This is a genomic window from Xenorhabdus sp. IM139775 (genome assembly GCF_028598745.1).
In the GTDB taxonomy this organism is placed as follows: Bacteria; Pseudomonadota; Gammaproteobacteria; order Enterobacterales; family Enterobacteriaceae; genus Xenorhabdus.
This window is the reverse complement of record NZ_JAQRFK010000017.1, coordinates 29,332-43,041: the sequence shown is the minus strand read 5'-3', so window position 1 is coordinate 43,041 and position 13,710 is coordinate 29,332. Positions and strand designations below refer to the sequence as shown.

The window sequence follows — 13,710 nt, the reverse complement described above, 5'->3', positions numbered from 1 at the left end:
TTATCTTTCAGGATTGTTATAGCATTGATGCGACTAAAGAGGTGTTATGTATTTCAATCACGGTAGAATCAATATTGATGTATTTGGCTAAAATCATTTTAATGCTTTCTGTTACAATCCCGCTCCCCCGACTTTTCATCCTGATAGAGTTTTTGAAACAAGTATGCGATTAAATCCAAGCCAACAACACGCGGTTGAATTTGTCACAGGGCCTTGTCTGGTTCTGGCGGGTGCCGGTTCCGGTAAAACCCGCGTGATCACCAATAAAATTGCCCACCTGATCCGTACCTGTGGTTATCAGGCTCGCCATATTGCGGCTGTCACTTTTACCAATAAGGCGGCGCGTGAGATGAAAGAGCGTGTTGCACAAACATTGGGCCGTAAGGAAACCCGGGGATTGCTGATCTCGACTTTCCATACTTTGGGGTTGGAGATCATTAAGCATGAATACAAGGCGCTGGGAATAAAAAGCAACTTCTCATTGTTTGACGATCACGATCAGATGGCCTTGTTGAAAGAGCTCACCGCAGATTTGTTGCAAGAAGACAAAGATCTGCTGCAAAAACTGATTTCGGACATTTCTAACTGGAAGAATGACTTAATCTCACCAGAGCGGGTGATGAGCATGGCACATTCAGCACAGGAGCACCAATTCGCAGAGTGTTACCGTCGCTATGACCAGCATCTGAAGAGTTGTCATATTCTTGATTTTGATGATTTGATCACCAAGCCAACATTGTTGTTAATGCACGATGAGGAAGTCAGGGAGCGTTGGCAGAATAAAGTTCGTTATTTGCTGGTGGATGAATATCAGGATACGAATACCAGCCAATATCACTTGGTGAAACTGCTGGTAGGTCATCGTGCACGTTTTACCGTGGTGGGTGATGATGACCAATCTATTTATTCATGGCGCGGTGCTCGCCCACAAAATCTGATCTTATTGAAAGACGATTTTCCACAGCTAAATGTGATAAAGCTGGAACAAAATTACCGTTCATCAGGGCGGATCTTGAAAGCGGCGAATATTCTGATAGCCAATAACCCCCATGTCTTTGAGAAAAAGCTCTTTTCAGAGTTGGGGTATGGTGAACCGCTCAGGGTCATCGAAGCGAGCAATGAAGATCACGAAGCTGAACGTGTGGTGGGGGAGTTGATCGCGCATCACTTTATTAATAAAACGGAATATAAAGATTACGCGATCTTATATCGTGGTAATCACCAGTCGCGTATCTTCGAAAAAATGTTGATGCAAAACCGCATCCCTTACCGAATTTCGGGGGGAACCTCGTTCTTTTCCCGGCCTGAAATCAAAGATCTGCTCTCTTACTTGCGTGTTCTGACTAATCCTGAGGATGACAGTGCGTTTTTACGTATCGTCAATACACCACGGCGAGAAATCGGTGCAGTGACAATCCAAAAATTGGGAGAATGGGCGAATCAGCGTAATAAGAGCTTATATCAGGCCAGTTTTGATCTGGGTCTGGAACAGCATTTGGCCGGACGGGGTTTGGCTGCATTGCAGCGCTTTACCCACTGGATGGATGACATCTCCCGTCAGGCGGAGCGGGAACCCTTGCTGGCGGTGAGGGACTTACTGCGTGGCATGGATTACGAAAGCTGGTTATATGAAACCGCGCCCAGTCCCAAAGCGGCTGAAATGAGAATGAAAAATGTCAATCAACTCTTCACTTGGATGAGTGAAATGCTTGAAGGAGATGACCTGAATGAACCCATGACCCTCACCCAAGTTGTGGCGCGTTTTACCTTGCGGGATATGCTGGAGAGAGGCGAGGAAGATGAAGAGTTGGATCAGGTTCAGTTAATGACGTTACATGCTTCCAAGGGGTTGGAGTTTCCCTATGTTTTTTTGGTTGGTATGGAAGAAGGTTTGTTGCCACACCAGAGCAGCATTGATGAAGACAATATTGAGGAAGAACGCCGCTTGGCTTATGTGGGCATTACGCGCGCGCAGAAAGCGCTTTTTTTCACTTTCAGCAAAGAGCGTCGCCAGTTTGGTGAACTTATCCGTCCGGAACCGAGCCGCTTCTTGCTTGAATTGCCACAGGATGATTTGAATTGGCCGCGGGGTAAGCAGGTGATAAGTGCAGAAGAAAGGATGAAACAGGGGCAATCGCGACTTGCCGACCTTAAATCCCGTTTAGGGCTTGGGCAGAAAAGCAGCAATAATAAATAGGCAATGAATAGCACGATGAAAACCCTGCATTTGTGGATAAATGCAGGGGCAAGGGAAACGTTTCAGCCTAGACGAGCGTGATTTTGCTCCTCAAGGAACAACAACCACTGGACATAACTTTGCCACTTCATTTCTTGCTGTAATGCTTCAGTCCTGAGTGGATGATTTACCTGCCATTGATGGGGCAAGGTGATAGTGAGAGTTTCATTTTCCGCTTGTAACCGTAAAGCCGGTAACGTGTCATCCCGCCGGCGACTGGCGAAAATAATGGCCAGTCGCAATAAGCGACATAACCGTTGTGCCTGTAGCAGCGACACAGCGTTTTGTTGGCTGAGCGAGGTTAAATCCACGGGGCCGCTTTGATTTTTCAACAGCGTGGCTAAAAGTCGCTTTTGAGAAGGCGTATAACCGGGCAGATCCAAATGATTGATCAAATAAGCAGAGTGGGCAGGCCCCTGGTGAAAATCAATAAACAGACCGATTTCATGGAGCAAACAGGCACTGGCCAATAACTCGCGACAACGTTCATCCAATTTCCATGACGGGGTAACTTGTTGGCAAAAATTTTCAGCCAACTGTTTGACACGCTGTGCCTGCCCGATATCCAGTCGGAAACGATGCTGAACATTGCACAGGGTTCTTGCCCGAATATCCTGTTCAATCGGCAAATCCAACATGCCGTAAACCAGACCTTCACGAAGTGCGCCGCCAGCCAGTATCATACTTTCGATATGCAATGCTTGAAAAATGGCGATTAAAATCGCTAATCCACTTGGAAAAACCAGTGCCCGTTCCAGTGTTAAGCCGTCGATTTCCAACTCTTCCAGTTTGCCGCATTCAATCGCCTGCTGTTTGAGTTGCTGGAGTTTAGGCAGGGTGATCAGTTCATCCATACCTTGGGCAATCATAATTTCCTGCAAGGCTTGCACCGTACCGGAAGCCCCCACGCAAATTTTCCAGCCTTGCTCAAGCAGCCCAGTGGCGACAGCGTTGAGCATATCATGGGCAGCCGCTTCTGCGTTGGCAAAGTTTTCTTCTGTCAGGCTGCGATCATTGAAATAGCGTTCCAGCCAAGTAACACAGCCCATTTCAAGGCTGAAAAGCTGGCTGGCCTTGGCACCGACACCGGTGACCAATTCGGTACTGGCTCCGCCAATATCGACGACAAGTCGCTTTTCAGACCCGCCCGTCGTGTGAGCAACACCTTGATAAATTAGCTGGGCTTCTTCTTCGCCACTGATCACATTAACCGGGGTGCCCAATATTTCTGAGGCTTTCCTGACAAATTCACCCGAATTCTCTGCAAGCCTCAAGGTTGCTGTAGCAACAACGCGGATCTGCGAGGCTGGAATATCCTGCAAATATTCGGAAAAGAGGCGCAAGCACTGCCATCCCCGTTCCATTGCCTGTTGTGATAAATGATTCTTTTTATCCAATCCGGCAGCCAGCCTGACTTTTCGCTTGATGCGGGTGACGACTTGAATGCTGCCGGATACTTCACGGACAACCAGCATATGAAAACTGTTTGAGCCTAAATCGATAGCTGCATAAAGCGAAGAAGCCCTCAGCATAGTATTTATTCCAGCCTGTGTTGTTTCAGTATCGTGTTATCTCAATGTTGCATTATTTCAATGTCGTATTATTTCAGCATTGTGCCATGTTAACTTGGGCGCTTACGGTTGCGTGTTGCATTGCCACGGCGCGCCATGTTGGTACGCCGGGGGTGTCCCCCTGAGCGGGTCCGATGACGGCGCTTAGGGACTGGCAGCTCTTTTAGCAACGCATCACTGTTATATTTGCTGACAGGTATCTGGTGCTGAATATACTCTTCAATGCCCGGTAAGTTCAGCGCATACTCTTCACATGCCAGACTGATGGAATGACCGCTTTCTCCAGCACGGCCTGTCCGGCCAATCCGGTGAACATAATCTTCACAGTCATCCGGTAGATCATAGTTAAATACATGTGTCACCAATGGGATATGCAGGCCACGGGCGGCAACATCGGTGGCAACCAGAATGTCCAGATTGCCCAGACTGAATTCTTCAAGAATATGCAGGCGTTTTTTCTGTGCAACATCACCGGTCAACAAGCCAACCCGATGACCATCAGCAGCCAGATGTGCCCAAATATCTTCACAGCGATGTTTGGTATTGGCAAAAATGATGCAGCGATCAGGCCACTCTTCTTCCAGCAGAGTCTGTAGCAGACGCATTTTTTCTTCATTGGAAGGGTAAAATAGTTCTTCCTTAATGCGGTGACCCGTTTTTTGCAGAGGTTCCACTTCCACATACTCAGGGTTATTCATCTGCTCAAAAGCGAGTTCACGTACTCGGTAAGAGAGCGTTGCGGAAAACAGCAAGTTCATTCTTTCGGCCGCCGCAGGCAGTCGGCGGAACAACCAGCGAATATCTTTGATAAAGCCCAGATCATACATGCGATCGGCTTCATCAAGCACAACAACCTGAATAGCGCCAAGATGGACATGGCCCTGTTTAGCGTAATCGATCAAACGCCCTGTGGTGCCAATGACGATATCGACACCCGCTTCCAGCACCTTAAGCTGTTTATCATAGCCATCGCCGCCGTAGGCAAGGCCCATTCTTAACCCAGTGGCTTTCGCCAATTCTTCTGCGTCAGAGTATATCTGAACAGCCAATTCACGGGTAGGCGCCATGATCAGCGCTCTTGGCTGATTCGTTTTACGCTCTCTGGCCGCAGGATGGGTCAATAAATAATTAAAAGTAGACGCCAAAAATGCCAGCGTTTTGCCCGTTCCGGTTTGTGCTTGCCCCGCAACATCTCGGCCTTCGACAGTTAAAGGCAATGTCAGCGCCTGTATCGGCGTGCAGTTGTAAAACCCATTTTTATCAAGGGCTTCTAAGACTTTGGGGTGTAATGCGAAGTCGGAAAACTTCTTTTCTGTCAAATGTGTTTTGCTCATAGTATGGTAGAATATCAGTTAACTATTGCTTTAAGAAAGTGTATCCGCTGAAATAAAGACACCCTAATGTGGGTTAATGTACACTGACACTGTAAAAGATTTTATTTTTGGAGCAACAAAATGAATGAAAAGATTGTGAACGATGAGGCTGTGAATGCCGGTATCATTCATCTGACTGACGGTGACTTCAACGAAGATAAGCTGAATGTAAGTGGTGCCGCCCTCGTCGAGTTCTGGGCCGAATGGTGCGGTCCTTGCAAAATGATTTCGCCTATTTTGGATGAAATCTCTGTCGAGTATGCAGGAAAACTGACAGTTGCCAAGCTAAACGTTGATGATCACACTGAAACCGCGCCAAAATTCGGTATTCGTGGTATTCCAACACTGATTTTGTTTAAAGATGGTGAGAAGGTTGCAGTAAAAGTGGGCGCTCTGTCAAAAACTCAACTGAAAGAGTTTTTGGAACCACACCTTTAAGTTAGAGTCTGGTCACAGTAATTACGGGCGTTTGGCGGATAAGGTGATTTATCCTATTGACCGCTAGACGTCCGCTACGAAGCATGGTAAGTTAGCGGACATGTGCTAATGCGAAGCCTCGCTTGAGCGGGTTCTTTATTTGATATAAAGGTTTATTGATATATCTTGATATAAAGAGTTGACATTAAGCATGTTGCATACTAAACAGTTTGTAGTGTCTGATAAATCTGTTATCTCTGGGTCACCTGAAGTATCTAATGGCATATCGCATTTGGTAGAATTTCTGAGTCTATATACGAGCAATCCAGTATATAGCTTGGTACACCCATAGCGTTCTAATGCTGAATATCTTTAAGCAGGGTGTTTTTATCCTAAGCATTTTTATGTTGAGCCTTTTTACGTTAGGTTTCCAACCCGCTAACAGTGCTTATGCCAAAAAACAGTTACGTTAAAAAACGTTTATGCTGAAGATGTATATGCTGAAATAGTGTCCACTATTAAACCTTATAATCGTATTTGCATCATAGAATTGTACTTACATTATAGATAGTTATAACATATGGCACATATTTTGAAATCAATCTGAGTACTTCAAACTATTGCCTTGTAATATAATTTAATATGTTAGAAGGTCTTATTTGTTTCTGGTACAAATAAACAGGCATCGACAGTGCTGCCATACCATTCACGTTTATAGTTCGAGATATACCCCGAGTTAAAGAACCCACCATTATGAATCTTACCGAATTAAAAAATACGCCGGTATCTGAGTTGATTACTCTCGGCGAAAATATGGGGCTGGAAAACCTGGCTCGTATGCGTAAGCAGGACATCATTTTCTCTATTCTCAAACAGCATGCGAAAGGCGGAGAGGATATTTTCGGAGATGGTGTGCTGGAGATATTGCAGGATGGATTTGGTTTCCTCCGCTCCGCAGACAGTTCTTACCTTGCCGGCCCCGATGATATCTACGTTTCTCCCAGCCAAATCCGCCGCTTTAACCTCCGTACCGGTGACACCATTTCAGGGAAAATTCGCCCACCAAAAGAAGGTGAACGCTATTTTGCCCTGTTGAAAGTTAATGAAGTTAACTTTGACAAACCTGAAAACGCCCGCAATAAAATCCTGTTTGAAAACTTGACTCCACTTCATGCCAATAACCGCTTGCGCATGGAACGTGGTAACGGATCTACTGAAGATTTAACCGCCCGTGTTCTGGATCTGGCAGCGCCGATTGGTCGTGGTCAGCGTGGCTTGATCGTGGCTCCACCAAAAGCCGGTAAAACCATGCTGCTGCAAAATATCGCAGCTAACATTGCCCACAACTATCCCGATTGCGTTCTGATGGTTTTGCTGATTGATGAGCGTCCAGAAGAAGTTACCGAGATGCAGCGTCTGGTCAAAGGCGAAGTGATTGCTTCAACCTTCGATGAACCGGCTTCCCGCCATGTTCAAGTGGCTGAGATGGTTATCGAGAAAGCGAAACGTCTGGTTGAACACAAGAAAGACGTTATTATCCTGCTTGACTCCATTACCCGTCTGGCTCGTGCCTATAACACCGTGGTTCCTGCTTCCGGTAAGGTTCTGACGGGGGGTGTGGATGCAAATGCCCTGCATCGTCCAAAACGTTTCTTTGGTGCTGCGCGTAACGTCGAAGAAGGCGGCAGCCTGACCATTATTGCGACTGCGCTGGTTGATACCGGCTCCAAGATGGATGAGGTTATTTACGAAGAGTTTAAAGGTACAGGTAACATGGAATTGCACCTGTCCCGTAAGATTGCTGAAAAACGTGTCTTCCCAGCCATTGATTACAACCGCTCTGGAACCCGTAAAGAAGAACTGCTCACTGTACAGGATGAGCTACAGAAGATGTGGATCTTACGTAAGATCATTCATCCGATGGGTGAAATCGATGCGATGGAATTCCTTATCAACAAACTGGCTATGACAAAAACAAACGAAGAATTCTTCGACTTTATGAAACGCTCATAGTTGTTGTGGAATATGGTTGTTGTGAAATAGGATAATTCCGTAATAATCCATATTAAGTAATAAATAGTATTTATTGACTTCTCTAAAGCGCCACGTTCTTGTGGCGCTTTTTTTATCAGTTCCTGACTCTATTTGACTGAAATGGTACATTTTTTGCATGTTTTTCGGGTGATTAGATGCGTTTTTCCTAACCAAACGTTTTATAATGGTCAATCATGTTTTACAGACGGCATGATCAATTTGATTAATTTTATGAGTCAGGACACCCTGTTTTGTTAACAGGGAACTTATGGATCCGTTGTTAAATGGGACATCCATAAGTCAATGAATAAAATAATAGATGCCTCATCATTATCTTATAGAGAGTTGTTATTGTGAATATTCCCAGTATGAGTGTCGAAATTTTTTGCGTATTTATATTCTCATTGGTGTTTTTGTTTGTGGCTCGTAAGGCAGCAAAAAAAATCGGCCTGGTTGATAAACCTAATTACCGTAAACGTCATCAGGGCTTAGTTCCTTTGGTAGGGGGCATATCTGTTTTTTTTAGTGTGTGTTTCGCATTTGTTATTACAAACGAGTTTATACCGCATAAGTGGTTGTATTTGGTCTGTGCAGGAATATTAGTCTTTATCGGTGCCTTGGATGACCGTTTTGATATCAGTGTGAAGATTCGGGCCACCATTCAGGCTCTGGTTGGTATCAGCATGATGTATTTTGCTGGCCTGAAGCTTGATAGCTTGGGACACGCATTCGGGGCATGGGAAATGTCACTGGGGCCATTCAGCTACGTTGTGACGCTATTCGCTGTTTGGGCTGCCATTAACGCTTTCAATATGGTGGATGGTATTGACGGGCTACTGGGCGGGCTATCTTGTGTCTCTTTCGGTGCATTGGGTATTTTGTTGTACACAAGTGGTAATACGGCACTGGCGTTCTGGTGTTTTGCATTTATAGCAGGGATCTTGCCTTACATTTTCCTTAATCTTGGAATATTAGGAAGACGTTTCAAAGTGTTTATGGGGGATGCGGGCAGTACCCTAATCGGCTTTACCATTATTTGGTTACTGACTGAAGCGACACAAGGGGAAAACGCATCGATTAGTCCTGTGACCGCATTATGGGTCATTGCCATCCCACTGATGGATATGGTCGCTATTATGTACCGCCGATTGCGTAAAGGAATGAGCCCGTTTTCGCCAGATCGCCAGCATATTCATCATTTGATTATGCGCGCTGGTTTTACCTCTCGTCAGGCATTTATTTTGATCACTTTGGCGGCGGCTTTATTGGCTTCGATCGGAATAATTGCTGAGCGGTTGATTTTTGTTCCTGAATGGATAATGTTGGCATTATTTTTGCTTGCATTTATGTTGTATGGCTATTGCATCAAACGCGCGTGGAAAGTCGCCCGTTTTATCAAACGGAGTAAGCGGCGTATGCGTCGGACAATAAGCCATCATTAAAAACATCGACTATCAAAGGGGTTTTGTGCAGTGATAAACTCAGAAACGAAATCTATACAGGATCAGCCTGCTATAGAGCATGAACTGGATATTCGGGCACTGTGTTATGCTTTATGGCGTGGAAAGATATGGATTATCGCACTGGCAATGATTTTCGCTGCCGTCGCTCTGGGGGCATCTTATCTGATGCAACCAAAATGGAGCGCAACCGCTATTGTGGATTTACCGACAACCAATAATTTGGGTAGCTACTATTCGCAGCAACAATTTTTGCGTAATTTGGATACCCATATCAATGCCTCGCCAGAGGCGCAATTGCCGACTATTCCAGACGGTGCATACAAAGAATTCATGACACAGGTTTCAGCGTATGACACCCGTCGTGAATTCTGGCTGCATTCTGAGTATTACAAACAACGCAAGGAAGGACATGCCAAAGCGGATGCGGTATTGCTGGATGAATTGATCAACGATATTAAAATCACGCGCAGTGATGATAAAACATCATCAAATGACAGTATCAAATTGACCGCAGCAACCGCCGCTGATGCTAATCAACGCCTGCGTCAGTATATTGCGTTTGCCAATCAACGGGCGAGTTCCCACCTGAATAACGAAATTAAGGGCGCGTGGGCGACACGTACTCAGTCCATGAAAGCGTTGGTGAAACGTCAGGAGATTGTGGCAAAGGCGATATATAATCGTGAATTGAATGTCTTGCAGCAGTCGCTGAAAGTGGCCGAGAAACAAGGTATTCACCGTAATCAGACAACTATCCCTATCGAAGAACTCCCTGAATCCAAAATGTTTATGCTGGGTACCTCACTGTTGCAAGCCCAGATTGAAACGTTGGAAGCCACCGGTCCTGATTACAGCATCGATTATGATCAAAATATCGCGATGCTGGCGACATTGAATGTCGGCCCGACTTTGCAAAACGCTTTCCTGACTTACCGTTATCTCAGAACACCGGAGGAACCGGTTATCCGAGACAGCCCTCGCCGTGTTTTTATGATGATTTTGTGGGGAGCTGTTGGCATGTTAGTGGGTGCAGGTGTCGCTTTGGGCAGGCGCTCACACTCCGCCAGTTCATATCAGTAACAGTATCAATAGGCGATGGGTTTTTCATTCCCCTTTCTTGGAAGTATCTGCAATGATTGACAAAATAAGAGAGTCACTGTGAAAGTGTTGACTGTGTTTGGTACCCGGCCGGAAGCCATTAAAATGGCTCCGTTGGTACATGCGTTGGCTATGGATACTGCCTTTGAAGCCAAAGTCTGTGTCACAGCCCAGCATAGAGAAATGCTGGATCAGGTATTGCACCTGTTTGGGATAACGCCGGATTTTGATCTTAATATCATGCAAAAAGGGCAGGATCTGACGGATATTACCTGCCGTATCCTGCAAGGCATGAAGCCAGTATTGGAAGAATTTAAACCCGATGTGGTGTTGGTGCATGGTGATACCACGACAACCATGGCAACCAGTCTGGCTGCTTTCTATCAGCATATTCCGGTCGGCCATGTTGAAGCGGGGCTGAGGACGGGAGATCTTTATTCTCCGTGGCCGGAAGAAGGCAATCGTAAAATTGCCGGGCATTTGGCCATGTACCATTTTGCACCGACGGAAAATTCCCGCAACAACCTCTTAAAAGAATCCATTGCGGATCAGCGTATTTTCGTGACAGGCAACACGGTAATTGATGCGCTGCTATCAGTACGTGATCGCATCATGAATGATGAAACCCTGTCCGGGCAGCTTGCTGAACTTTATCCTTTCCTTAACCCGAATAAAAAAATGATCTTGGTGACCGGTCACCGCCGTGAAAGTTTTGGTAAGGGATTTGAACGCATTTGTGAAGCCTTGGCACAGATTGCCAAGGCACATCCTGATGTTCAGGTGGTTTATCCGGTTCATTTGAACCCGAATGTCAGTGAGCCAGTAAAGCGTATTCTGCATGACATTGATAATATTATCCTTATCAAGCCCCAGGATTACCTGCCATTCGTTTATTTGATGAATCATGCCTATGTGATCTTGACCGATTCAGGGGGAATTCAGGAAGAAGCGCCTTCTTTGGGCAAACCTGTTCTGGTGATGCGCGATACCACTGAACGACCTGAAGCGGTTGATGCGGGAACCGTGCGATTAGTGGGAACGGAAACCCAAACTATCGTTGCGGAAGTGACGCGTCTATTGACGGACGTTAACGCCTATCAACAAATGAGCCATGCCCATAACCCGTATGGTAATGGTCAGGCTTGCCAGCGAATTCTCGAAGCATTAAGAAAAAATCAGGTGACATTATGAGTTTTGAAACAATTTCTGTTATCGGCCTGGGTTATATCGGTTTGCCCACCGCAGCGGCATTTGCCTCCCGTCAAAAAACGGTGATTGGCGTCGATGTTAATCAACATGCGGTAGATACGATTAACCGTGGCTCGATTCATATCGTTGAACCTGATTTAGATAAAGTGGTGAAAGTCGCGGTAGAAGGCGGCTTTCTAAAAGCCGCCACGGTGCCAAAAGCGGCGGATGCTTTCTTGATTGCGGTTCCGACGCCTTTCAAAGGGGAGCATGAACCGGATATGGCCTATGTGCGCTCTGCGGCGGGATCCATCGCACCTGTCTTGAAAAAAGGGGATTTGATTATTTTGGAATCCACCTCTCCCGTGGGGGCCACAGAACAGATGGCAGAATGGTTAGCTGCGGCACGTCCAGATCTTTCATTCCCGCAACAAGCGGATGACAACTCGGATATTGATATCGCTTATTGTCCTGAGCGTGTCTTGCCGGGGCAAGTGATGGTGGAATTGATCAAAAATGATCGGGTCGTGGGCGGCATGACCGCCAAATCCTCCCGCCGGGCAAGTGAGCTGTACAAGATTTTCCTTGAAGGTGAATGTGTGATCACCAATGCCAGAACCGCGGAAATGTGCAAGCTGACAGAAAACAGTTTCCGTGATGTGAATATCGCTTTTGCCAACGAACTGTCCCTGATCTGTGCCGACCAAGGGATCAATGTCTGGGAACTGATCAGTCTGGCAAACCGCCATCCGCGTGTCAGCATTCTGCAACCCGGGCCGGGTGTTGGCGGGCACTGCATTGCCGTCGATCCGTGGTTCATCGTCTCCCAGAACCCTGAACAGTCCCGTTTGATTCATACCGCGCGTTTGGTGAATGACAGCAAGCCACTGTGGGTCGTGGATCAAGTGAAAGCTGCCGTCGCTGACTGTTTGGTTGAGAGTGGCAAACGGGCGAATGAGATTAAAATTGCCTGTTTTGGCTTGGCTTTCAAACCGAATATTGATGATTTGCGGGAAAGCCCAGCCGTTCATATTACAAAAATGGTGGCACAGTGGCATGCAGGGCAAACCCTCGCGATTGAACCCAATGTGCATCAACTGCCTGATTCGCTGAAAGATCGGGTAGAACTGGTGGATGTCAATCAGGCCTTAAAAGAGGCTGACGTGGTATTGATGCTGGTGGATCATAGCCAGTTTAAAGCCATTAATGGGTCGGCCATAAAACAAAAATGGGTTGTTGATACAAAAGGAGTTTGGCGTTGAAACGTATTCTGATTACTGGTGGTGCCGGTTTTATTGGCTCTGCGGTGGTTCGCCACATTATTGACCAGACTGAAGACCATATCGTTGTGGTTGATAGCTTGACTTATGCCGGCAATCTTGAATCACTGGCCCCGGTTGCGGATCATCCCCGCTATGCCTTTGAGCAGGTTGATATCTGCCAGCGTGCTGCCTTAGATCGGGTATTCCAGCAATATCAACCGGACGCGGTGATGCATCTGGCCGCAGAAAGCCATGTCGATCGTTCCATCGACGGGCCTGCGGCGTTTATCGAAACCAATATCATCGGCACTTATACCTTGCTGGAAGCGGCTCGTGCATTTTGGCAGCAGTTGGATCAGGAAAAACAGGGCAAACTCCGCTTCCATCATATTTCAACCGACGAAGTGTATGGTGATTTGCACGGTACAGGGAGCTTCTTCACTGAAACCACGCCTTACGCGCCGAGCAGTCCTTATTCCGCCTCAAAAGCGTCCAGCGATCATCTGGTCAGGGCATGGCAGCGCACCTATGGTTTACCGACCGTAATCACCAATTGTTCGAATAACTATGGCCCTTATCATTTCCCTGAGAAACTGATCCCATTGGTGATCCTGAATGCGCTGGCCGGTAAGCCTCTGCCGGTCTATGGCAAGGGAGAACAAATCCGTGACTGGCTCTATGTGGAAGATCATGCGCGGGCGTTGTATTTGGTTGTCACCCAAGCAGAAGCCGGTAAAACCTATAATATCGGCGGACATAATGAGCGCCGCAATATTGAGGTTGTGGAAACGGTTTGTGCACTGTTGGAAGAGTTATGCCCTGAAAAACCTGCGGGGGTAGCGCATTATTGCGATTTGGTTACCCATGTGGCGGATCGTCCGGGGCATGATCTGCGTTATGCGATTGATGCAGCAAAAATTGAACGCGAACTGGGTTGGACACCAGAGGAAACGTTCGAATCCGGCATTCGCAAGACCGTACAATGGTATTTGGACAATGAGAATTGGTGGCGCAGGGTTCAAGATGGCTCTTATGCAGGGGAGCGGCTTGGGCTTGGCACTCAATAAG

Annotated in this window: 10 protein-coding genes; 8 read left to right on the top strand and 2 right to left on the bottom strand. The window is 46.6% G+C overall.

Features of this window, described 5'->3' with window-relative positions:
• Positions 1–163: 163 nt before the first annotated feature.
• The gene (rep, locus tag PSI17_RS06065) at positions 164–2,197 is read left to right on the top strand and encodes a DNA helicase Rep (protein ID WP_273551111.1); all 2,034 of its coding nucleotides are present in this window, start codon (positions 164–166) and stop codon (positions 2,195–2,197) included.
• Positions 2,198–2,259: 62 nt separating this feature from the next.
• Here rep and gppA read toward each other — a convergent pair whose 3' ends face one another.
• Both gppA and rhlB read right to left on the bottom strand, forming a co-directional pair.
• Positions 2,260–3,768: a guanosine-5'-triphosphate,3'-diphosphate diphosphatase gene (gene gppA, locus PSI17_RS06060; RefSeq protein WP_273551110.1), complete on the bottom strand. Its 1,509-nt coding sequence runs from the start codon at positions 3,766–3,768 to the stop codon at positions 2,260–2,262.
• Positions 3,769–3,857: 89 nt separating this feature from the next.
• Positions 3,858–5,141 (bottom strand): ATP-dependent RNA helicase RhlB, encoded by a 1,284-nt coding sequence (gene rhlB / locus PSI17_RS06055; RefSeq protein ID WP_273551109.1) that lies wholly within the window; start codon positions 5,139–5,141, stop codon positions 3,858–3,860.
• Positions 5,142–5,291: 150 nt separating this feature from the next.
• Here rhlB and trxA point away from each other — a divergent pair, with 150 nt between their 5' ends.
• The 7 genes from trxA to rffG all read left to right on the top strand — a co-directional run bounded on the left by trxA (position 5,292) and on the right by rffG (position 13,709).
• Positions 5,292–5,618 (top strand): thioredoxin TrxA, encoded by a 327-nt coding sequence (trxA, locus tag PSI17_RS06050; protein WP_273551125.1) that lies wholly within the window; start codon positions 5,292–5,294, stop codon positions 5,616–5,618.
• 732 nt (positions 5,619–6,350) lie between these two features.
• The gene (gene rho, locus PSI17_RS06045; RefSeq protein WP_273551108.1) at positions 6,351–7,610 is read left to right on the top strand and encodes a transcription termination factor Rho; all 1,260 of its coding nucleotides are present in this window, start codon (positions 6,351–6,353) and stop codon (positions 7,608–7,610) included.
• A 374-nt stretch (positions 7,611–7,984) separates the two neighbouring features.
• Positions 7,985–9,073, top strand: a complete 1,089-nt coding sequence (gene wecA, locus PSI17_RS06040) for a UDP-N-acetylglucosamine--undecaprenyl-phosphate N-acetylglucosaminephosphotransferase (RefSeq protein ID WP_273551107.1) — start codon at positions 7,985–7,987, stop codon at positions 9,071–9,073.
• Positions 9,074–9,103: 30 nt separating this feature from the next.
• Positions 9,104–10,174, top strand: a complete 1,071-nt coding sequence (wzzE, locus tag PSI17_RS06035; protein ID WP_273551106.1) for an ECA polysaccharide chain length modulation protein — start codon at positions 9,104–9,106, stop codon at positions 10,172–10,174.
• 78 nt (positions 10,175–10,252) lie between these two features.
• Positions 10,253–11,383 (top strand): non-hydrolyzing UDP-N-acetylglucosamine 2-epimerase, encoded by a 1,131-nt coding sequence (gene wecB / locus PSI17_RS06030; RefSeq protein ID WP_273551105.1) that lies wholly within the window; start codon positions 10,253–10,255, stop codon positions 11,381–11,383.
• The gene (wecC, locus tag PSI17_RS06025) at positions 11,380–12,642 is read left to right on the top strand and encodes a UDP-N-acetyl-D-mannosamine dehydrogenase (RefSeq protein WP_273551104.1); all 1,263 of its coding nucleotides are present in this window, start codon (positions 11,380–11,382) and stop codon (positions 12,640–12,642) included. The genes wecB and wecC overlap by 4 nt, the downstream gene beginning before the upstream one ends.
• Positions 12,639–13,709, top strand: a complete 1,071-nt coding sequence (gene rffG / locus PSI17_RS06020) for a dTDP-glucose 4,6-dehydratase (protein ID WP_273551103.1) — start codon at positions 12,639–12,641, stop codon at positions 13,707–13,709. The genes wecC and rffG overlap by 4 nt, the downstream gene beginning before the upstream one ends.
• Position 13,710 lies beyond the last annotated feature (1 nt).

Bases quoted from the DNA above. Each gene is read 5' to 3' on its own strand.
- gppA (WP_273551110.1), bottom strand. From the start codon at position 3,768: ATGCTGAGGGCTTCTTCGCTTTATGCAGCTATCGATTTAGGCTCAAAC.
- rho (WP_273551108.1), top strand. From the start codon at position 6,351: ATGAATCTTACCGAATTAAAAAATACGCCGGTATCTGAGTTGATTACT.
- wecC (WP_273551104.1), top strand. From the start codon at position 11,380: ATGAGTTTTGAAACAATTTCTGTTATCGGCCTGGGTTATATCGGTTTG.
- rhlB (WP_273551109.1), bottom strand. From the start codon at position 5,141: ATGAGCAAAACACATTTGACAGAAAAGAAGTTTTCCGACTTCGCATTA.
- rep (WP_273551111.1), top strand. From the start codon at position 164: ATGCGATTAAATCCAAGCCAACAACACGCGGTTGAATTTGTCACAGGG.